At 70.1% G+C, this 20,809-nt stretch carries 20 protein-coding genes; 9 read left to right on the top strand and 11 right to left on the bottom strand.

Annotated features, from left to right (window positions below; all coding sequences use genetic code 11):
- The coding region (locus NBW77_RS04090) for an SDR family NAD(P)-dependent oxidoreductase (protein WP_250279296.1) at window positions 1-579 on the top strand (579 nt) is incomplete at its 5' end.
- 57 nt (window positions 580-636) lie between these two features.
- Here the strand turns inward: NBW77_RS04090 and fabI are convergent.
- Window positions 637-1,410, bottom strand: a complete 774-nt coding sequence (gene fabI / locus NBW77_RS04085) for an enoyl-ACP reductase FabI (RefSeq protein ID WP_131746393.1) — start codon at window positions 1,408-1,410, stop codon at window positions 637-639.
- 20 nt (window positions 1,411-1,430) lie between these two features.
- A complete protein-coding gene (locus NBW77_RS04080; protein ID WP_165486009.1) occupies window positions 1,431-1,583 on the bottom strand; it encodes a hypothetical protein in 153 nt (50 codons plus the stop codon).
- A gap of 63 nt (window positions 1,584-1,646) precedes the next feature.
- Between NBW77_RS04080 and NBW77_RS04075 the strand changes: the two genes are divergently transcribed.
- Window positions 1,647-2,459 (top strand): carbon-nitrogen hydrolase family protein, encoded by an 813-nt coding sequence (locus tag NBW77_RS04075; protein WP_131746392.1) that lies wholly within the window; start codon window positions 1,647-1,649, stop codon window positions 2,457-2,459.
- A 10-nt stretch (window positions 2,460-2,469) separates the two neighbouring features.
- Here NBW77_RS04075 and NBW77_RS04070 read toward each other — a convergent pair whose 3' ends face one another.
- Window positions 2,470-2,619, bottom strand: a complete 150-nt coding sequence (locus NBW77_RS04070) for a hypothetical protein (protein WP_502799431.1) — start codon at window positions 2,617-2,619, stop codon at window positions 2,470-2,472.
- Between the two features lie 159 nt (window positions 2,620-2,778).
- On the opposite strand from NBW77_RS04070, the gene NBW77_RS04065 reads away from it, so the two are divergent.
- A complete protein-coding gene (locus NBW77_RS04065; RefSeq protein WP_131746391.1) occupies window positions 2,779-3,276 on the top strand; it encodes a PGPGW domain-containing protein in 498 nt (165 codons plus the stop codon).
- A gap of 1 nt (window position 3,277) precedes the next feature.
- Here the strand turns inward: NBW77_RS04065 and NBW77_RS04060 are convergent, their stop codons facing one another.
- Entirely contained in the window at window positions 3,278-3,718 is a 441-nt protein-coding gene (locus NBW77_RS04060; RefSeq protein WP_131746390.1) for a hypothetical protein, read from the bottom strand.
- A 219-nt stretch (window positions 3,719-3,937) separates the two neighbouring features.
- Between NBW77_RS04060 and NBW77_RS04055 the strand changes: the two genes are divergently transcribed.
- Window positions 3,938-5,770, top strand: coding sequence for a glycoside hydrolase family 15 protein (locus tag NBW77_RS04055; RefSeq protein WP_131746389.1), 1,833 nt, complete (start codon window positions 3,938-3,940; stop codon window positions 5,768-5,770).
- A 121-nt stretch (window positions 5,771-5,891) separates the two neighbouring features.
- The gene (locus NBW77_RS04050) at window positions 5,892-7,175 is read left to right on the top strand and encodes an L-2-hydroxyglutarate oxidase (protein ID WP_131746388.1); all 1,284 of its coding nucleotides are present in this window, start codon (window positions 5,892-5,894) and stop codon (window positions 7,173-7,175) included.
- Between the two features lie 92 nt (window positions 7,176-7,267).
- Here NBW77_RS04050 and NBW77_RS04045 read toward each other — a convergent pair whose 3' ends face one another.
- Window positions 7,268-8,170: a 2-dehydropantoate 2-reductase gene (locus NBW77_RS04045; protein WP_250279295.1), complete on the bottom strand. Its 903-nt coding sequence runs from the start codon at window positions 8,168-8,170 to the stop codon at window positions 7,268-7,270.
- Window positions 8,171-8,244: 74 nt separating this feature from the next.
- Here NBW77_RS04045 and NBW77_RS04040 point away from each other — a divergent pair, with 74 nt between their 5' ends.
- The 3 genes from NBW77_RS04040 to NBW77_RS04030 all read left to right on the top strand — a co-directional run bounded on the left by NBW77_RS04040 (window position 8,245) and on the right by NBW77_RS04030 (window position 12,349).
- Window positions 8,245-9,441, top strand: a complete 1,197-nt coding sequence (locus NBW77_RS04040; RefSeq protein WP_131746387.1) for an aminotransferase class V-fold PLP-dependent enzyme — start codon at window positions 8,245-8,247, stop codon at window positions 9,439-9,441.
- A gap of 96 nt (window positions 9,442-9,537) precedes the next feature.
- The gene (locus NBW77_RS04035) at window positions 9,538-11,574 is read left to right on the top strand and encodes a hypothetical protein (protein WP_250279294.1); all 2,037 of its coding nucleotides are present in this window, start codon (window positions 9,538-9,540) and stop codon (window positions 11,572-11,574) included.
- A gap of 94 nt (window positions 11,575-11,668) precedes the next feature.
- Complete coding sequence (locus NBW77_RS04030) at window positions 11,669-12,349, top strand: response regulator (protein ID WP_250279293.1); 681 nt, start codon at window positions 11,669-11,671, stop codon at window positions 12,347-12,349.
- A gap of 301 nt (window positions 12,350-12,650) precedes the next feature.
- Here NBW77_RS04030 and NBW77_RS04025 read toward each other — a convergent pair whose 3' ends face one another.
- The 3 genes from NBW77_RS04025 to pyk all read right to left on the bottom strand — a co-directional run bounded on the left by NBW77_RS04025 (window position 12,651) and on the right by pyk (window position 17,034).
- Window positions 12,651-13,460, bottom strand: coding sequence for a hypothetical protein (locus NBW77_RS04025; protein ID WP_131746384.1), 810 nt, complete (start codon window positions 13,458-13,460; stop codon window positions 12,651-12,653).
- Window positions 13,461-13,505: 45 nt separating this feature from the next.
- The gene (locus tag NBW77_RS04020) at window positions 13,506-14,222 is read right to left on the bottom strand and encodes a hypothetical protein (RefSeq protein WP_131746383.1); all 717 of its coding nucleotides are present in this window, start codon (window positions 14,220-14,222) and stop codon (window positions 13,506-13,508) included.
- A gap of 1,396 nt (window positions 14,223-15,618) precedes the next feature.
- Window positions 15,619-17,034 carry a pyruvate kinase gene (gene pyk, locus NBW77_RS04015; RefSeq protein ID WP_131746381.1) on the bottom strand — a complete coding sequence of 472 codons (1,416 nt, stop codon included), beginning with the start codon at window positions 17,032-17,034 and terminating at the stop codon, window positions 15,619-15,621.
- 288 nt (window positions 17,035-17,322) lie between these two features.
- Between pyk and NBW77_RS04010 the strand changes: the two genes are divergently transcribed.
- A complete protein-coding gene (locus tag NBW77_RS04010) occupies window positions 17,323-17,469 on the top strand; it encodes a hypothetical protein (RefSeq protein ID WP_165486008.1) in 147 nt (48 codons plus the stop codon).
- Between the two features lie 104 nt (window positions 17,470-17,573).
- Here the strand turns inward: NBW77_RS04010 and NBW77_RS04005 are convergent, their stop codons facing one another.
- From NBW77_RS04005 to NBW77_RS03995, 3 genes are all read right to left on the bottom strand, one after another.
- Window positions 17,574-19,466 (bottom strand): ABC transporter ATP-binding protein, encoded by a 1,893-nt coding sequence (locus tag NBW77_RS04005; protein WP_131746380.1) that lies wholly within the window; start codon window positions 19,464-19,466, stop codon window positions 17,574-17,576.
- A 74-nt stretch (window positions 19,467-19,540) separates the two neighbouring features.
- Window positions 19,541-20,305 carry an enoyl-CoA hydratase/isomerase family protein gene (locus tag NBW77_RS04000; RefSeq protein ID WP_131746379.1) on the bottom strand — a complete coding sequence of 255 codons (765 nt, stop codon included), beginning with the start codon at window positions 20,303-20,305 and terminating at the stop codon, window positions 19,541-19,543.
- A 2-nt stretch (window positions 20,306-20,307) separates the two neighbouring features.
- Window positions 20,308-20,526: a helix-turn-helix domain-containing protein gene (locus tag NBW77_RS03995; RefSeq protein WP_013873150.1), complete on the bottom strand. Its 219-nt coding sequence runs from the start codon at window positions 20,524-20,526 to the stop codon at window positions 20,308-20,310.
- Window positions 20,527-20,809: the final 283 nt, after the last annotated feature.

Genomic DNA, 20,809 nt, shown 5'->3' with positions numbered 1-20,809 from the left:
GTGCCCGCCGACGTGACCCGGGCGCAGGACGTCGTCCGGGCCGTGACCGCGACCGTCGACGGGCTCGGCGGTCTGGACATCCTCGTGAACAACGCCCAGCAGACCGCGCTCGGCTCGATCCTCGACGTCGGCGAGGACGTTCTCCAGGCATGCTGGGAGTCGGGGCCGCTCGCCACCTTCCGGCTGATGCGCGCGGCCCACCCGCATCTGCGCAACGGCGGCGTCGTGATCAACATGGGGAGCTCGACGTCGGTGAACCCGATGCCGATCGGCCGGGGTGTCTACGCCTCCGTCAAGGCCGCGACCCAGACCCTGAGCCGGGTAGCGGCCACCGAGTGGGGCTCCGACGGCATCCGGGTGCTCACGGTCCTGCCGGCGTCGACCAGCCCGGCGGCAGAGGCATGGGCGGCGGCCCAACCCGAGGAGTACGCCCGTAGCCTCAGCACCGTCCCGCTGGGCCGGCTGGGCGACCCGCTGGCCGACATCGGCCGCGCGGTCGCGTTCCTGTGCAGTGACGCCGCCGGCTACATGACCGGCACGACCATCGCACTCGACGGCGGCCAGGCGTTCTTGCGCTGACCGCCGCCGCTCGGACCCGTCCGCGCGGCGGCGGGCCCGAGCGCTCGGACGCGGCGTTCAGGTACCGATCGCGTGCACTCCGCCGTCCACGTGGATGATCTCCCCGGTGGTCGCGGGGAACCAGTCCGACAGCAGCGCGACGCAGGCCTGGGCGGCCGGGCCCGTGTCCTGGATGTCCCAGCCGAGCGGCGCGCGCTCGCTCCAGACACTCTCGAACCGCTCGAAGCCGGGGATGCTCTTGGCCGCCATGGTGCGCAGCGGTCCCGCGGCGACCAGGTTGACCCGCACCCCGCGCGGCCCGAGATCACGGGCCAGGTAGCGGGTGGCGGACTCCAGACCGGCCTTGGCCACCCCCATCCAGTCGTAGGAGGGCCAGGCCACGGTCGCGTCGAAGTCGAGCCCGACGACCGAGGCCCGTTCGCCGAACAGCGGCAGCGTCGCCCGGCACAGCGACGCGAGCGACCAGGTCGACACCTGCACCGCGGTGGCGACCTCGGGCCAGGACGCCTCCACGAACGGCTTCCCGCCGAGCACGGACTCGGGTGCGAACCCGATCGCGTGCAGCACACCGTCCAGCCCATCGGTGTGTTCGAGTATCCGGTCGGAAAGGGCGCCGAGATGTTCCTCGTCGGTCACGTCCAGCTCGATGACGGGAGCCTCGCCGGGCAGCCGCCTGGCGATCCGCCGGGTCAGCGACAACCCCCGGCCGAACCCACTCAGTACCACCGTGGCGCCCTGCTCCTGAGCGATACGGGCAACCCCGAAGGCGATGGACGCGTCGGTCAGGACGCCGGTGATGAGAATGCGCTTGCCTGCAAGGAGTCCACTCACAGGCCGCATCCTGCCAAACATCACCAGGCACTGGCGAGCCGCCGCACCGACAAACTCACCCCGCGGAAACTGTCGGTCTCCCCTTGCCTCTTGCCTCGGCGGCCGAACACCCGCAGGGTGACGACGGTGGGCAGGCCGGCCGCGGTCGAGGCGGGCAGGACCCCGCCGATCATCGATCCACCAAAAATACCACCAAAAGTACTACTGAAGGTCCTGGAACCGGAGGTGGCAGTCCCGTGCGCATCGCGCTCAGCCAGATCGTCGCCGACGTCGACCCGAAGGCGAACCTCGACATCATCCGTGGGCAGGCGCTCCACGCGGCCGAGCGGGACGCACGGATCGTGGTCTTCCCCGAGGGGGCGATGGCCCGCTTCGGGGTGCGGCTGCAACCGATCGCCGAGCCGTTGGACGGACCCTGGGCCCGCGAGGTACGCCGGATCGCGGCGGATGCGGGCATCGTGGTCGTCGTCGGGATGTTCACGCCCGCGCCCGACGGGCGCGTCACGAACACGCTGCTGGTCACCGGGCCCGGAGTCGACACGAGCTACGACAAGATCCATCTGTACGACGCGTTCGGCTTCACCGAATCCCGCACGGTCGCCCCCGGATCCGAGGTGGTGACCGTGGACGTCGACGGGGTACGGATCGGCCTCGCCACCTGCTACGACGTGCGCTTCCCCGAACTGTTCCGGGCCCACGCCGACGCCGGTGCGCTGGTCTGTCTGCTTGCGGCGTCGTGGGGCGCAGGGCCGGGTAAGCGTGCGCAATGGGACCTGCTGATCCGCGCTCGGGCACTCGACGCCACCCTCTGGCTCGCCGCCGTGGGCCAGGCCGACCCGATCTCGGTCGGCGTCGAGGTGTCCGCGACCGCTCCCACCGGCATCGGCTACAGCGCCGTCGTCGGTCCCGACGGCTCGATCCGTGAGCAGCTCGGCGCCGAACCCGGCATGATCATAGCGGACCTGGATATCGACGAGGTCGCGGCGATGCGCCAGAAGGTCCCGGTGCTGGAGAACCGCCGGTTCGGGTGGCCCGAGCCACCCGCGTAGGCCACGGCGGTCAGGCGGCAACGGCATCCGCCGCATGGGGGCCGTCGTACGGCGAACCGGGAGCAATCCTGATCTGGTCGCCGACGATGCCCGCGAACGCCCTACCGAGGTCGGCCAGCCGCTCGACGATGTGCGGAGCGCCCAGCAGCTCGGCCAGCACGGGTCTGGAAATCGTGGCGCAGCCCGATGCCGGGCGGCACGGTCCCCTCGACGTTCACTTCAGGCCCTTCCCGTCAGCGACACTGGATGGACTGAACCGACCGTATGGACTCCGCGGTGACCGGCGAACGGGGTGGTTCCAGAAGGAGGCGGTACCACGTTGCTGAACAGAGGTGCCCGCCTCGTCCGACGGATCATGGTGACCACGGTCGGGATGGCCGTGCTCGGCGTCGGCGTCGCGCTGCTCGCCCTGCCCGGACCCGGCTTTCTCGTCATCGCACTGGGCTTTTTCATCCTGAGCCTGGAGTACGCCTGGGCCCGCCGACAGTTCGAACAGGCGCGACAGAAGGCCGCCGACCTTGCCGACCAGGCGGCCGCGGGCGTGTGGTCGTCCGCATTTACGATCATGTTCGGACTCGGCATGATCGCGATGGGCGTCGCCTGGATCATCGTGGACACGTTGCCGTTCTCCTCGCCGTGGACGGGCGGAAGTCTGATCCTCGGCGGCCTGGTGATCCTCGCCACGATCCTGTTCAGCCTGTGGCAGGCCAAGCAGGCCCGCGACGCCGGCCGGCCGACCCCTGCCGAACTGCTCGACCTCGCAGCGGACGGCACCCGTCCAGCCGGGGTTGTCCGGGATCAGCGATCAGACCGGTGAATCACTGGCCCTGGGTGGACACACTGATCCCGATCACGTTCGGTTGTGCGTGCACACACCGGAAGACCTCGGCCCTGTCCACCGTGGACGCGTCCGTGAAGTCGTAACGCAACGGATAGACGCGACTGGACTCGAGCCTGTTGTGGTCGGGCGGCTCCTGAACAGCCCGGCCGGCGGTCGGGCACGCGGCACGGACGGCATCCTTCTGGGCATCGGTGGCGGCCGGCGTGAAGTAGACCACCGCCTCGACACGCGGTGGCGGCCCGGCGACCGTGGCGTAGACACCGAAGGCGGACAGGCCGACGAACACAAGAGCACCCAGTATGACCCAACGCCTGTTATGTCGGTCCGTCAAAGTCCGGCGCAGTCGTGCCACGGCCGGCCCGACCGGCCGTCGGGTACCCGCCCGTGGCGCCTGGTGGGGGACGTCCTGCGAGGTCACGGACCTTCCTTAGAACGTGGTTGCGGTCTGTCCGGGCAGGTATGACGCCGGGCTCTCCCCGGACCACTGCGGGGCGGGGTGTCCCCAACGTAGCCCGCCGGAGGACCCCGTAAGGTATGCGGTCTCGTCCGTGCGGACGCGAGCGACCTTCGTCACAATCTCGAGCGTCCGTCACAATCTTGAGCATCCATCCCAGACCTGACCGTCCAAGGAGAGACCGTGCCTTCCCGCATCGAGGACTACGCGCTGATCGGTGACACTCATTCGGCCGCGCTGGTCTCCAGGGACGGTTCCATCGACTGGTTGTGCCTTCCCCGGTTCGACTCGACCGCCTGCTTCGCCGCGCTGCTCGGCGACAACGATTCCGGCCACTGGAAGATCGCGCCGGTCGATCCGGTTCTTTCGGTCAGCCGCCGCTACCGCGGTGACACCCTCGTCCTCGAGACGGACATGACCACGGCGAGCGGCACCGTGCGGATCGTCGACGCCATGTACCCGCGGTCCGGTGAACACCTCGTGCTGCGACTCGTCGAAGGCATCGAGGGCACCGTGCGGATGCGCAGCGAGACCCGGATCCGCTTCGACTACGGGTCGATCGTCCCGTGGGTACGGCGCTTCGACGACCACACCATGGTCGCGGTCGCGGGACCCGACGCGGTGACCCTGCGCACGACCGCTCCGATGGAAGGCCACGACATGGCCACCTACGCCGAGTTCGCGGTCTCCGTCGGCCAGTCCGTACCGTTCTCCCTGACCTGGTGCCCGTCGCACCGCCCGGCGCCGGCCGAGATCGACGTCCGCCGGGCGATCGACCTGACCGAGTCGTGGTGGGCGGAGTGGATGGCCGGCTGCACCTACGACGGGCAGTGGCAGGACGCCGTGCGGCGTTCCCTGATCACCCTCAAGGCGCTGACCTACGCGCCGACCGGCGGCATCGTCGCGGCGGTCACCACATCCCTGCCCGAGTGGATCGGCGGAGTCCGCAACTGGGACTACCGCTACTGCTGGCTGCGTGACGCCACCATCACCCTGCTCGCCCTGCTCGACGCCGGGTTCACCAGCGAGGCCACGGCCTGGCGGGAATGGCTGCTGCGCGCGGTCGCCGGTGACCCATCCCGGGTTCAGATCATGTACGGGGTCGCCGGCGAGCGCCGCCTCACCGAGTACGAGGTGCCATGGCTGCCCGGTTACGAGGGCTCCGCTCCCGTCCGGGTCGGCAACGGCGCTGTCGAACAGTTCCAGCTCGACGTGTACGGCGAGGTGCTCGACGCGCTGCACGTCGCCCGGATGGCCACCGAGGTGGACGGCCACGACGACTCCTGGGCGCTGCAGACCAAGCTGATGGACTTCCTGGAGACCGGGTGGCGCAAGCCCGACGAGGGCATCTGGGAGGTCCGCGGGCCACGGCGGCACTTCGTCCACTCCAAGGTGATGGCCTGGGTGGCTGCGGACCGGGCCGTGCGAGGCATCACCCAGTCGGGGCTGCCGGGCCCGCTGGACCGCTGGACGGCGCTGCGAACAGAGATCCACAACGAGGTCTGCGCCCGAGGCTTCGACACCGAACGAGGCACCTTCACCCAGTTCTACGGCTCGAAGGAACTCGACGCGGCCCTGCTGTACATGCCGCTGGTCGGCTTCCTGCCCGCGACGGATCCGCGAGCGGTCGGCACGGTGGCGGCCATCGAACGCGAGCTCATGCAGGACGGGTTCGTACTGCGTTACCCGACCGCCGAGGACGGCGCCGTGGACGGCCTGCCCGCCGGGGAGGGCGCCTTCCTTGCCTGCACCTTCTGGCTCGCCGACAACTACGCCCTGTCCGGGCGGGTCCGCGAGGCGCAGGAGCTGTTCGAACGGCTGCTGTCGCTGCGCAACGACGTGGGGCTGCTGTCCGAGGAGTACGACCCACACCTCGGGCGAATGGTCGGCAACTTCCCGCAGGCGTTCAGTCACGTGCCGCTGGTCAACACAGCCCGGACGCTGACGGACGCCCTGCGCGGCATGCCGCGCTCCCGCACCGACCGCGCCTATCCCCCCGGCCACTTCTTCGGTTAGTGCCTGTCCGGTCGCCCGCCGGCATGGACGCCCACCGATACTGGGTACGGAACGCAACGACCGTGGCAGAACAGCCACGGACGAGCCATATCCACCGGTGGGCATAAGGAGCGGGTGACACGTGGCAGGTCGGGTCGCGGTGATCGGCGGCGGCATCCTGGGGCTGGCGGTGGCCCGGCGGATCGGGCAGGTGGATCCGGACGCCACCGTGACGGTCTTCGAAAAGGAGCAGGACGTCGCCCGCCACCAGACCGGGCGTAACAGCGGCGTCGTCCACGCCGGGCTCTACTACAAGCCCGACTCGTTGAAGGCCACCCTGTGCCGGCGCGGTGTGGGGCTGCTGAAGGAGTACTGCGCCGCCCACCACGTTCGCTACGAGGAATGCGGCAAGATCGTCATAGCGGTGGACGACAGCGAGCTGGACCGGCTCGCCGACATCGAGAGCCGGGCCCAGGCCAACGGCGTCCCGGGCACGAGCATGCTGGACGCCGTCGGCCTGCGCCGCTACGAACCGCACGCCCGCGGGGTGGCGGCGCTGCACTCCCCCACCACCGCGATCGTCGACTACCCGGCGGTGGCGCGGGCGCTGCGCGAAGACGTGCGGGACGCCGGCGGATCGGTCCGCACCGGCGCCGAGGTCACGGCCGTGGACGACCGCGGCGACGGCGTTCACCTGGGCCTGCGCGTCCGGGGGACGGCCCGGGTGACTCCCAACGGCAACCATGCGACCGCGTCCAGGGCGGGCGGCACGGTCGCGGAGGTGTTCGAGACGGTCGGGCCGTTCGATCTGCTCATCGCATGCGCGGGCCTGCAGTCCGACCAGGTCGCGGCGCTCACCGGCGAGGATCCCTCGCCGCAGATCGTCCCGTTCCGTGGCGACTACTGGCTGCTGCGTCCTGAACGGCGGGGCCTCGTCCACGGGCTGATCTACCCGGTACCGGACCCGCGCTACCCGTTCCTCGGCATCCATCTGACCAGGCGGGTCGACGGCGAGGTGCTGGTCGGTCCGAACGCGGTTCTCGCGACCGCCCGCGAGGGGTACACCCTGTCGACCGTCCAGGGATCGGAGCTGCGCCGGACCCTTGCCTGGCCGGGTTTCCACAAGATGGCCCGCACGCACTGGAAGACCGGGGCCCGCGAGATCCTGCGGACGGCGAGTCGACGGGCGTTCATCGCCGAGGCCCGGCGCTACGTCCCGCAGTTAGAGGCCGCCGACGTCGTCCGGGGCCCGGCCGGCGTGCGCGCCCAGGCGGTCACGCGCGACGGCAGCCTGGTGGACGACTTCGTCCTGTCGATCAACGGCAGGATCGTGCATGTCCGCAACGCCCCGTCACCGGGCGCGACCGCGTCCCTGGCCATCGCCGAGCACATCGTCAGCAAGGTCGTCCCCGAGCCGGCCGCGTAACGTCATCGGCGCTCGGGACGGCGTCGCGGTCAGGTCTCACACCGGCCGGGCCGGAGGTTTCCGTAGGCCGGGGCCAGGGACCCGCCCGCGGCCTACGGACCAGCCGCCGCATCGCTGATCGCCGCATCGCTGATCGCCGCAAGCATCGGGAGAATGTGCGCGGACACCGGAGTGGGTACTGCGTACTGCGCACCGATGCGCACCACCGCGCCGATCAACGCCTCGTGTTCCAGAGGTCGGCCCGCCAGCCGGTCGTAGAGCATCGACGTCCCCGCATCACCGGGCTGATCGCGCAGCCGGTCGATGGTGGACTCGGGTAGATCGTCAGGGACGGCGGCACCGGCGGCGTGGGCGACGGCGACCGTTTCACGCATCATCGCCACCGCGAGCCGGCCGATGTCGTCACGACGCAGCACCTCCAGCCGGCGGCCGGTCAGGGCGGTCAGCGAGTTCGCCGCGGTGTTCGCGGTCAGTTTCGTCCACGCGGCGACGGCGAAGTCGTCCACCGACCGGACCAGCCCCCCGCCGGGTAGGACGACCGCCAGCCGGTCGGCCAGAACGCCCGCCGGAACCTGCATGAACCCGTAGTTGCGGTGCTCGACGACCCCGGGCGCGACCGGTTCGGCGTTGACGTAGACGACCGCGGGGACCACCCGGTCGGCGGACACCGCGTCCGCGACCCGCTCGGCATGGCGAACACCGTTCTGGGCGACGACGACAACGGTCCGCGGGCCGACCAGGCGGCGCAGCCAGGGCATGGCCGTAGGTGTCTGCTGGGTCTTGGTCGCCAGCAGTACCCAGTCGACGGGTTCGGCCTGCTCGGGGTCTGTCAGAACGGGCAACTCGGCCCGGTACACCCCGTCCGGGCTGCGGACGACGAGTTCGTCGAACGGCCGGCGCACACACAGCCGCACGTCGGTTCCGCCGGCTGCCGCTCTCGCGGCGAAGAACCCGCCGACCGCGCCGACCCCGACCACCGCCAGCCGCTGCGCCATCCCCGCAGTGTGGCAGTTCGGCGAACCCCGACACGAACCGACGGCGGGATGCGAGGCTCACCGTCGTGTCTCCGATGACAGACCCGCCGCAACCGGAGCTGGCCGGTCGCTGGCGCACCGCCCGCGAACCGGGCGGGGTCATCCACCTTGACGCCGCCGGGTGCGCGCTGGCCAGCCGGGCCACCGTCGACGCCTGCCGCGAGTACCTCGCCGCCGAAAGCCGGGTCGGCGGGTACGTCGCCGAGATCCGCCACAGCGAGCCGCTGGCACGGGCCCGCACGGACCTCGCGCGGCTGCTCGGCCCAGGTCTGACCGCGGACGACGTGACCTTCCACCACTCGGCGTCCACCGCGTTCGCCGCGCTCGTCGAAGCCTGGCCCCTGCCCTCGGGTGGACGGATCGGTGTGGTCCGCAGCGAGTTCGGTTCCAACGCGATGGCGCTGGCCGCCCGCGCGGCCCGTGACGGCATCGAGCTGGTGGACCTGCCGGTGGACGGCGACGGGCACATCGACCTCGACGCCCTGGACCGCGTCGGCGTCACCGGCCTGAACCTCGACCTGGTGACCTTCCCCCACATTGCGTCCCAGCGGGGGATCATCCAGCCGGCCGCCGAGGTCGCCGCCCGGGCCGCCGCGGCCGGCGTCCCGGTCGTGCTCGATGTCGCGCAGTCCCTGGGGCAGGTCCTGACGACCGGGTTGGGGGCGGCGGCCTACGTGGGGACGTCCCGCAAGTGGCTGTGCGGACCGCGCGGGGTGGGCATCCTCGCCGTCGAGCCACGGATCGTCGAGCGGCTGATCCCGTCGTCTCCGAACCTGTACACCGCGACCTGGGACGGGCACGGGCTGCCGGTCCCACTCGGCGGGATCGCCCGGATGGGGATCGGGGAGTCGGCCGCAGCAGCCCGGATCGGCCTCGCCGTCGCCGTCGGTGAACTTCTCGACGCCGGACCGGAGGCGGTGACGACGCGGATCGCGGCTCTCGGGAGGTTGGCACGCCGACGTCTCGACGGGGTGGCCGGCTGGCAGGTGCGCGAACCTCTGGAGGAGGCCACCGGGATCGTCACCCTGGTCCCGCCGGACGGGGTGGACCCGCATGCCGTCCGCGACCGTCTGTTCACCGACGCCGGCATCCTGACCAGCGCCTTCCCGACCAGCCGCGCGCCGCGGGACATGACCGGACCGCTGCTGCGCGCAAGCCCACACGTGTACACCGACGTCAGCGAGATCGACGCTCTCGCCGACGCTCTGGGTAGCCACACCCGACCAGGATGACCCACACCCACCACCCGTTATGGAAACGGAAAGTCACCAGGGTTTCGATCTGCTGAAATAAGAGCGCCCGGGTCCCCGGCCAAGGGAGGCGCGCTCATGACTTCCACTCGCGCCGCCGGCATCCGAAGGAACCCCGCGATCACATCAGCAGTGGCCTCACACGACGCGGTGATGGCACGCGCGGCCGTACTCTTCCGCGTCCTGACGGGTGCCCTGGGCCTTGCGCAGCTCGTGATCTGGTGGCCATGGTTCTGTGCCCACCCGTGGACGATCGCCGGCCCGCTCACCTCGACCGGATGGGCCGTGCTCGCCGCCGCCGTCATCGCCCGGCACGGTCTGGATCCACGCCTGAGCACGCTCGAACTCGCACTCGCCGGACCACTTGGCTGCTGCGGCGGGCTGCTCGTCCCGCCCTCGACGGTCGGCGACGGCGCCAACTGGGTCTTCATCACTCTCGGTGGGATCACGGTGACGTCGGCATGGTGCCTGCCGGTACGGACCGCGGTGCCGGCTGTCGGCAGTGTCGCGGCGGCGTACTGGGCCGGAGCGGCCCTGGTCGGGCCGTCCGGCCCGGCTCCGGGGGTGCCGGTGCGCTCCGTGGTGCTGCTCGCCGTGGTCACGACGGCATGGGCGGTGGCTGTCCGGACGTGTCATGGTCGAGCCGTGGACGCGGACATCCGGCTGGTCGCGTCGGTACGCCAGTACCGCGTCGCCCTGATCGCCCGCGCCCGGGTCCGGGACCGTCGGGAGCAGGAGCGCCTCGTCCACGACACGGTCGTCAACACCCTCACCGGGATCGCGATGAACGGCATGATCCGCGGCGACTCCGACCACGGCGACGATGTTCGCCGGCGCTGCGCCGGCGACCTGTCAGTTCTGGAGACCTTCCTGGCTCGGGGACCGTCCCTGGAGGACGACCCGGACGACCCGGAGGTATCCGGGTCGTCCGGGCGGGCGTCGCTCGCCCGCGAGGGCGGCCGGCTGCTCCGCACCGGCTACGCGACGGGTGTGACCCTCGGTGTTGCCACGTTCGCCGTCTGCTGGCACGTGGCGATGGTCCTGCCCGCGGTGACCATGACTGACAGATACCGCTGGCCACTGGTGTCCGTCGGGGTGTGGGTTGCCCTGGCAGGTGTCGCCGCCGCTGCCCTCCCCGTCTCGATCCGGCGGCGGTTGCGCGGCCGGGAGTGCCTGGGCCTGGTGTCCGCGGCCGTGCTCGCCGAGCTGCTCGTCGGTCTGGCCTGCCGTGGATACAACGTGGTCGGATTCGCCAACTGGGCGCTGCTCGGCACAGGCTGGCTACTGATCATCATTGCGGTGAACCGCCCGGCGCACGAGGCGTTTCTGGGCGCCGCCGCGGTGACGGTCATGGCCACCGCGCTGAGCATGCACGAGGTCGGACCCGCGGCGCTGGCACTCTCACGGCTGGTGGCGGCGATCTGGGGCCTGTGGGTCGGACCGCTGGCGGTGGTGGTGGTCCGTCGTGCCCTTGTCATCGCATCCCTCACCACTGCCCGGACGGTCGCGACGAACGCCGACCTGAGCGCGATGGAGATCTCCGCCGAAGCTGTCCGGACCGATCGTTTCCGCCGGTGGGACGTACTGACCACCCACGCGTTGCCCCTCCTGCGGGCGATCGCCGACGGTCTGCTCGACCCGTCCGACGCCGCCGTGCGCACACGCTGCGCCACCCAGGCTGCGACGCTACGCCGGATGCTCGGCGGGACGACCACCCCGGACCTGGAGCGTGTGATCGCCGCCGCGGAACGCAGGGGTCTTCAGGTCGAGACCCAGTTGTCCGGAGACCTGCGCCACGTGCCGGCTGACGCTCGCGTGGCGATCGCCCGCGTGGTCGAGAAGTTCCTGACCGCGGTGACGACCGGTCCGGTCCTGCTCACGGTGCTGGGCGGTACCGACGAGGCGCATGTGTTCATGTCGTTCCCCGCTCCCCCGGACGATGTGCGGGCCGCGGGTGCGACACGGGCCACGCCGGTCATCCCCGCGCACCGTGATCTGGATCGCCACTCGGACGATCAGCCCGACGATCAGCTCGACGTGGTGACCGACCTGGCGGACGGACGGAGCTGCCTGCAACTGCGATGGAGCAGACCACCGACCGGCGGAGGCGTCTAAAGCCCCTGTCATGATCAGCACTTTGTCCTGACCCAGCGACCGTCCCAGCGGCCTGTCCCACCAGAGGGGAACTCATGTTCGAAAGGGTGAAGCGGTGTACCCGTCCCGGCCTGGCGGCCCGGACTTCTGCGCCGCAGTTCGGGTGATCTCCGTTGCGGCCGTGGACGACCATCCCATTGTGCTGCACGGGCTTGAGGGGTTACTTTCGGCGACGTCCGACTGCAAGCTGGTGGCGAAAGCGTCCAGCCTGGCGGAGCTTCTTGCCGGCCCGGGCAGACACGCCGATGTCGTTCTGCTCGATCTGGACCTCGGAAACGGCAGCGCCGCGCCGGACAACATCCGGCATCTGATCGACGCCGGGCCGGCGGTGGTCGTGTTCAGCGCGACCGCCACTGCGTCCACGGTCCGCGCCGCGATGCGCGCGGGCGCGTGCGGCTTCGTACCGAAGACCGACACCGCGGACGACCTGGCCACGGCAATCCGGGCAGCGGCGGCCGGAAACGGCTGGGTGTCGCCCCAGCTCGCCTTTTTCCTACTCACCGACGACTCCCCCGACCGTCCGGAACTGTCCGCGCAGGAACGGGAGGCGCTGCGCCTCTACGCGGCGGGAATGCCGATGAAGTCGGTGGGCCGGCGGATGAACGTGGGCACCGAAACCGCCAAGCAGTACATCGAACGGGTCAGGCTGAAATATCGTAAGGTCGGCCGGGACGCGACGACCAAGATCGACCTGTACCGGCGAGCCGTGGAAGACGGTTACCTCAGCCCCGAATAGCCGATACGCCGACCGGCTCGCCGCATCCACGGCCGGCACCCGTGCGCCCGCCCACGCCTGCATGTCCCTCGTTTCGTTCGCGTCACCACCAGATCGGCCGCGTCCCACCCCGCCCCCCGTTTCAGGGTGGAACGCGTGCCGTCCGGGACCGCCGGACCCATACGGGAAAACCACCGACGTCCCCCGTAGACGTGGCAGGACCGCGAGATCCGGCGACCGGTACCCAGCTTGGCCGCAGCGACACGCGGTGTCATGACCCCCAAACAGGGGACGATGCGACCGCAATACCGACATGGGCCGGTCAGGGCATCCGCGCCGGCCTGTCGCAACGAGCGCCGAGCCGTGCCAGCACCGCGCCGGCGACGACGAGCAGCCCGCCCACCAGTGTGATCCACAAGCCTGGCCCCACCTCGACCGAGATGTCCGGCATGACGCCGGCCAACCGGCTGTCGCGCAGCAGCCGGAACAGGTCGACCACGACCATCAGGACGATCATTGACCCGGTGACCGCGGCAAGTATCCACCCCCAGCCGGCCCGGCCCCACCCGACCAGCAGGCCACCCAGCAGGACGGACAGGACACCGAGCAACAGCGTCGTCCCGCCGAACTGGTCGGCGTCGGTTCCCCGGAGCGGGATCTCGACAAGTCCGAGAGCTCGGATGGTCGCCCATCTCATGCCCGAACCCACGATGGTCATGACGCCGGCCGCAACCACCAGCAGACCACCCGTCACCCGTGCCGACCCGAGTTGGATACCTGCCGCCCGCACCGCGCCCTCGTCCCCGCCTACCAGCGGCGCCCCCCACAGATAACGATGGCCGGTGCTCGTCAGCTCGTCCATGACGGCGTTCGCCGACCACGGCGCACGCCCGGAGGCGACGGGGGAGATATGGACCCGATCCGTGGCCTGCGCGCCGGCAACGGGCGACGTACCATCCTCGGCCGGTCGGGCCCACCGTGGATCGGCCGTCGAGGCCATCGCCGCACGCCACTGGGCATGCTGGTCCGCATGCTGGTCCGCTGGACCGGCATCAGCCGTGGGCCTGTCCGGCGGACGCGCCCATCCGCTCGGATCCTGCTTGGACGAACCGTCCTGCCGTTCGATGCGCACGTTCCCACGATGCCACCGGGACAGGGGCTCGCCGGAACGCGAGCGCTACCGATCCGAACACGCTCGCCGCACCAACGAACCGCCGGCAAGGGCGACCAACCCGGCGGCCAGAGTCAAGATGAGCCCACGCTCGGGAACCACGCTGAACTGATTTGCGGACAGGCCGCGGATCGCGGCCAGTGACGGCGGGCCCATCGCAAGATCGAAGGCAGCGAGGGCCGCGACCCCCGCCCCCAGTACAACCGCGATCGTTGCGGCTGCCACACCCGTGCGGCGGCCGACCAGGCGTACGACACCCATCACCAACAGGACAGCACCGACCATCAACGTGATCCGACCATCACCAACAGTCAGGCCGGTGAAGGTGCGGGTCTCGTCGCCGCTGCTCAACGTGCTCCACGGCAACACCGCGGCAACTCCCGCGGCGCAGCCTCCGGCGGCGAGAAGAAGACCGCCCAGTCGTCCGCCGACCCGCGGCCGGGTGGCCACGGAACCACCTCTGCCGGTCGACCTGGGCTCCCGGTTCGCCGCGTGCCCGAGTTCGACCCGCTTGGATTCGAGGTCGCCGACGTCGTCGAAATCGTCGACGTCCCTACCGAAATCAACATCGACGTCCTCGACGTCCGTGGTGACGCAGGCCGGCCCGGGCTCACCCGAGCTGGCCTGCGCGTGACGACCAGGATCGGTCCGGTCGTCCGTCCGCAACAGGTGATAGCCCGATATGGACTCGGCGATCGGGTAGGCCGACCGGTGCCCGTTCACGGGTCGTGCGGTCTCACCCGGCCACCCACGATCAGGGGCTGGGCCTGGAGCCGTCGGTGGCCTGTTCTCGATCGGTGGCCTGTTCTCGATCGGTGGCCTGTTCTCGATCGGCGGCCTGTTCTCGATCGGCGGCCTGTTCTCGATCGGTGGCCTGTTCTCGATCGGTGGCGCAGGCGCGGATACGGGAGCCGGACCTCTGTGGTCCCGGTACTGGGTGTCACGTGCATGCGGCTGACGCGACGTGTCCGGTAGATCCGCGCCCGCCGTCCAACGCCCACCCGGATCAGCGGGCTGCGGGTACCACGGACGATCCTCGGCAGCCGACGGCCGGGTAGCGGGAAAGCCGTCCGGGCGCGGCCCGTGTGATCGGGGCTGGTCCACGGGCGCGGACGGCCCCGCAACAGGCGGAGACACCGGCCGGAATCCCGGCGAATCCCGTGGACGCTCCGGGTGGGGTCGCACCGGCCCAGGCCGGGCGGGACGGCCGGCGAAGTCCGTGGCCCCGGCCGGCGTGCCAGCCCCTGGCCTTGCATCGGTCGGCTTGACCTCGACCGGCCTCGCTTCGACCGACCTCGCTTCGACCGGCCTCGCTTCGATCGGCCTCGCTTCTACCGGCCTCGCTTCGATCGGCTTGACCTCGGCGGGCTGTCCGTCAACCGGCCGGATGCCCTCCGATTCCCTCGGTCGGACCGGAGCATGGTCGGGTGAAGGGCGCATCACCGGCCGCATGACCGATCCCTGCCATGACAGCACGTTGCCGCGTTGACCGGTTGGGGTAGGCATACCGGTCGTTGCCGCGGGACGCGGGGATGTCGCCGGCCGTTGGTTCGGTGCCGCGTGCACCCCCCGATCCACCGGTGGAGAAGCCGGCTGCGGCTGGCCCCCGGCCGCCGGTCTGCCGGTAACCGGCCCGTCGGGACTGCTCCGCCCGCCGTTGCCCCGCCCGCTCGGCGGCGCAACGCTCGGCGGCGGCGCAACGCTCGGCGGCGGCGCAACGCTCGGCGGCGCAACGGCCCCGGAAGAAGGCGCGGCCCCGGCGGGGCCGGTTCGCGGCGGTCGTACCCCCGCAGGTACGAAAGTCCTCTTCCCACGGTCGGTTTCGGACGGGCTCTCGGCCGGGGGGGAGCCGGAGGCCGTCTGCCGATCGGCCTCCGGACCGGTCCGGCGAGGTCGCTGCGGCGGCGGCTGCTCGGTCATCGCGCACACTCCCGGGTCACCTGGGCCGGGTCAGGTCCAACGCGAACCGGAATGCCCGCACCGCAGCAGTAGCCGCCGCACAACACGTCGTATACAGCCATACCCACACGTTCACCCGATCGGTTGGCACATGTCCAGGGCATGGGACGTTTCCAGGGTGGTGCGAACAATGCCATGATCGCACCGCCTCCGATCGGCTCTAGACCTCCTCACCGATGCGATGCACCCGGATGGTGTTGGTCATCCCGGCTACGCCGGGTGGGGTTCCGGCCACGACGACGACAAGCTCGCCGGGTCTGCAACGTTCCAGCTGGACGAGTGCGCTGTCGACCTGCCGCACCATCTCGTCGGTGCTGTGCGCGAACGGGACCAGAAAGGTCTCGACGCCCCACAACAGCGCCAGCTGGCTGCGGACGGCCGGCACCGGCGTGAAGGCGAGCAGTGGGATGGGGCTGCGGTAACGGGCGAGGCGACGTGCGGTGTCGCCACTCTGGGTGAAGGCGACCAGGTAGCGGGCGCCCATGGCACCGCCGACGTTCGCGGCGGCTTCCGCCAGAGCACCACCGACCGTACGCGGACGGGTACGCAGCGGCGGGATGCGGGCGAGATCCACCTCGGCCGTCTCGATGATTCGGGCCATCGTGGCCACGGCCTCGATCGGATACTCACCCACGCTGGTCTCCGCCGACAGCATGATCGCGTCGGCGCCGTCCAGAACGGCATTGGCGCAGTCGCTGGCCTCCGCCCGGGTGGGGCGGGAAGCGTGGACCATCGACTCCAACACCTGGGTGGCAACGATCACAGGCTTCGCGCGTTCACGCGCCCAGGACACGGCGCGCTTCTGCACAAGTGGCACTACCTGCAACGGCAGCTCCACACCCAGGTCACCACGGGCGATCATCACACCGTCGAACGCCTCCACGATCTCCTCGAGCTGGTCCACGGCCTGCGGCTTTTCGATCTTGGCGAGGACGGGAAGGCGTACCCCGACCTCGTCCATCACCGCCCGGACCTTCTCGATGTCGGCGGCCGACCGGACGAACGACAGGGCGATCATGTCGGCGGGCAGTCCGAGGCCGAAGCGGAGATCCTCGGTGTCCTTGTCGGTCAACGCGGGTACGCCGAGGGCCGCACCGGGGATGTTCATCCCCTTGTTGTCACTGACGGGACCGCCGATGACAACCGTGGTGTGGACGTCGGAGCCGATCACATCGGTGACTTCGAGCGCCAGTCGGCCGTCGTCGACAAGGATGCTGTCCCCCTTGGACACATCCGAGGTCAGCCCGGAGAAGGTGGTTCCGACCCGGTGCTGGTCGCCGACCACGTCGTCGGTCGTGATCGTGAACTGCTGGCCGGGAAGCAGGGTGACCTGCCCCGACCCGAACTTCCCGAGTCTGATCTTCGGGCCCTGGAGGTCGACGAGGATGCCGACGCTGCGTCCGGCAGCGTCGGCGGCGGCGCGGATGCGCCGGTAGATTTCGGCATGCTGCTCATGTGAGCCATGCGACAGGTTGAGGCGGGCAATGTCCATCCCGGCTTCGACCAGAGACTTGATCATCTCAGGCGAGCTCGTGGCGGGACCGAGTGTACATACAATTTTCGCGCGGCGAGACACGAGATAAGCCTAGGAAACAGCTGGGGCGACTTCGACCCCACCCCCGTTTTCCGTCGATCGACACTCGGAACGTATTACGTCTACAGGAAAAAAGACCCTCCTGTCTGCCACCTGCGGTATGCGACCGACCGGCGTATGATCGATTGCGTCTGCACCGCTACGGACGGCGCGGGCAGGAACCGTAGCGGGACGGCGGCACGGGAGCCGGACGGTCCCCCCGGACGAGCTCCCCAGAGCGCGCGGAGGTCGGCAAGTGAAGCAACGTCCCTGGTCACGGCGGGCAGGCAGATGACCGAAAACCCGGCGATCCACCGCCATCCATCCGGCGATGTCGACATCGCCCTTCCGAACGACGAGCCGGAGGCGGACGCTGTCCGTAGCGACGCCCCGGCCGACAACACGCCGACCGACAGCGGCAAAGCGCAGCCGGGCTAGCCGGCGGGACGGTCGGCGCGCCGGTCCCCGGTCGCCGGCCGTCCCCGAACAACGGCCCGGACGGCCCGGACGGCCCGGGCGGCCCGGGCGAGGGACCGAACGGGTCAGACGGCCGCCGGCTGCGCCGGGCGCTGACCGTCGAACTGGGTGCGGTAAAGCTCGGCGTACAGGCCACCGAAGGCCAGCAGCTGCGTATGCCGCCCGCTTTCGACCACCCGCCCGCCGTCGATCACGAGGATTCGGTCGGCATCACGAACCGTTGACAGTCGGTGCGCGATCACCAGCGACGTCCTGCCCTCCAGAGCCGTGGTCAGCGCGCGCTGTACCGCCGCTTCGGACTCGCTGTCGAGGTGGGCGGTGGCCTCGTCCAGAACCACGATCGAGGGCTCCTTCAGCAGCAGCCGCGCGATGGCCAGCCGCTGCTTCTCACCGCCGGAGAGACGGTAGCCACGGTCACCGACCACGGTGTCGAGACCGTCCGGCAGCGCCCGCACGACAGTGGAGATCTGGGCCGCGTCCATGGCGGACCACATCTGCTCGTCGGTCGCCTCCGGCCGGGCGTAGGCGAGGTTCGCCCGGATCGTGTCGTGGAAGAGGTGCGCGTCCTGGGTGACGACGCCAACGGTGTCCCGCAGCGACTGGAGGGTGACGTCGCGGACGTCGTGGCCACCGATGCGAACCGTGCCGGTGCGCGCGTCGTACATCCGGGGCACCAACTGGCTGATCGTCGTCTTGCCCGCACCGGACGGACCGACCAGCGCGACCAGTTCACCGGATTCGACCCGGAACGAGACGTTGTGCAGGACGGGCTCGGGTGAGCGCCGGTCGAGCACCGCCACGGACTCAAGGGACGCGAGCGACACATCGGCCGCCGCCGGGTACCCGAACCCGACGTCGTCGAACTCGATCGTGGCCGGTCCTGACGGCAGATCGACCGCGCCCGGCCGGTCGGAGATCGCCGGCACCAGGTCAAGCACTTCGAACACCCGCTCGAAGGAGACCAGCGCGGTCATCACGTCGACGTTGACGTTCGACAGCTGGGTCAACGGGCCGTAGAGACGCGAGAGGTAGGACGTCAGCGCGACGACCGTGCCGACCTGCAGCGCGCCCTCGGCCGCGAACCGGCCACCCACCCCGTAGACGATCGCGGTTGCCAGGGACCCGACGAGGGTCAGCGAGGCGAAGAAGATCCGGCCGTACATGGCCTGGGTGATGCCGATGTCACGGACCCGGCCGGCCTTCGCCTGGAACCCGCCGTTCTCGTTCGACGGGCGGCCGTAGAGCTTGGCGAGCATCGCCCCGGACACGTTGAAGCGCTCGGTCATCGTGGTGTTCATATCGGCCTTGAGCCCGTAGCCCTCGCGGGTGAGGGCGGCGAGTTTCGGGCCGAGCAGCCGGGCCGGGACGATGAACACCGGCAGCAGGACCAGTGAGACGAGCGTGATCTGCCAGGACAGCACGATCATCGCGGCGAGCACGAAACCGACGGAGACGAAGTTGGACAGGACCGAGGACAGCGTGCCGGTGAAGGCCGACTGGGCACCCAGGACGTCGTTGTTCAGCCGTGAGATCAGGGCACCCGTCTGGGTGCGGGTGAAGAAGGCGAGGGGCTGGCGCTGGACATGGTCGAAGACACGGGCCCGCATATCGAAGATCAGACCTTCGCCGATGCGGGCGGAGAACCACCGTTGCGCGAGTGCCAGCAACGCGTCGACCAGGGCGATCACCCCGACCAGCGCGGCCAGCGCCTCCACGATGCCCACCCGGCCGGGGATGATGCCCTCGTCGATGATCGCCCGGAAGATCAGGGGGGGCGTCGCGCCGAGGGCCGCATCGATCACGATCAGGGCGAGGAAGCCCAGGAGCATCCGCCGGTACGGACGCGCGAACCCGGCGATCCTGCGCAGGGTGCCTGGCCGCAGCTTCTGATGCGCGACCGAACGGTCACGCTGGAACGCCCGAGCGCTCATGGGCGACCCGCCCGCTTCGAATCTCATCAGTCGACCCCCACAGCCAGCTATTACAACTGCAACACTGTAAGCAAGCGAGGCGGAGAGTCATTCCCGAGCGGTCACGCAGGTGGCTCAGTCTCCCACGAGCAGCGCAACTGGGCATCCCGCTCAGCGCGCTGCTGATCCGGCCGGGACCGTTCGCGGCTTCGGAGCAACAACGCCTTCACCTCGATAGCCGGCTCCCGCGGCGCCGCAAGCAGCGCGGCAGCGAGATCCTCCACTGCTCGGCCGAGATCGGCCGGGGCTGCCACCCGGTCCGCCAGCCCGAACGCGACGGCCTCCGGGGCGCGAACCCCGCGTCCCGTCACACAGAGGTCCAGCGCCCGACCGTAACCGACCAGGTCGACCAGGGCGTGGGAGACGCCGAACGCCGGAATGCGGCCCCGATGTATGCCGGTCAGGGTCAGATACGCGTCGTCGCAGAGAACACGCAGGTCACAGGCGAGCGCAAGATGAAGACCGTCAACGGCGTACCCGCTGACGACCGCGATGCTGAACAGGTCGGGGCGGGACAACCAGCCGAACGCGGCCTGCCATTCGGTCAGGAGATCCTCGTCGGCACCGTCCAACCCGTCGTGAACCCCCGGATCAACCCGGGGATGACCGGACGGCGGCGGGCCCCCGACGACCCGCAGAACAACCAGGCGGACGTTGCCCGGCAGGGATCGTCCGATGTCCGCGAACGCGGCGGACAGAACCGACGCACCCGCGGTAACGCCCGCGATGACGCGATCCTGGCGATCGACGGCGATGGTCACCCTCGGGCCGTCGATCGTCAGGACCAGACCGGCCGCCGCCAGATCGGCGGCGGCCGGAACCGACATGGTCAGGCGCTCTTCTTCTTGCTGCCTCGGGTAGCGCCGCCTCGACCTCTCAGAGTCGTACCGGACTCCGAGAGGATCCGGTGAACGAACCCGTACGAACGACCCGACGACTCGGCGAGGAGGCGGATGCTCTGCCCAGCCTCATACTTCTTCCGAAGCTCTGATGCAAGCTTGTCGCGCTCCGCGCCGGTGATCCGGGTTCCTTTCCTAAGCTCGGCCAATGTGGCCCCCTCCGTGATAGATGATCTGCGAACCGATCTTCACTCAGTCGCGGTGAACGCGCCACTCGAAGCGCATGTGATCCATCACACTGATCCTTTTTGCACACGCGACCGGTCACCCGGTTGCACTCGTCTTTCCCTTCTTCCCGCCGCCGAGCCGCTATCGCCCGGCCACGGGTCCCGACGCCGTTTCGCCCACCGGAACGGGTGAAACGACGCGTCCGCCAACGTCAGCGAAGACCAGTGTCCCCAATGCCCCCTGCCTGGTCCGACAGGGGTCACG

It is taken from the genome of Frankia sp. Cppng1_Ct_nod (assembly GCF_920656135.1).
GTDB lineage: Bacteria > Actinomycetota > Actinomycetes > Frankiales > Frankiaceae > Protofrankia > Protofrankia meridionalis.
Note: the sequence above shows the minus strand (reverse complement) of the source record. Positions and strands in the feature narration are given on the sequence as shown.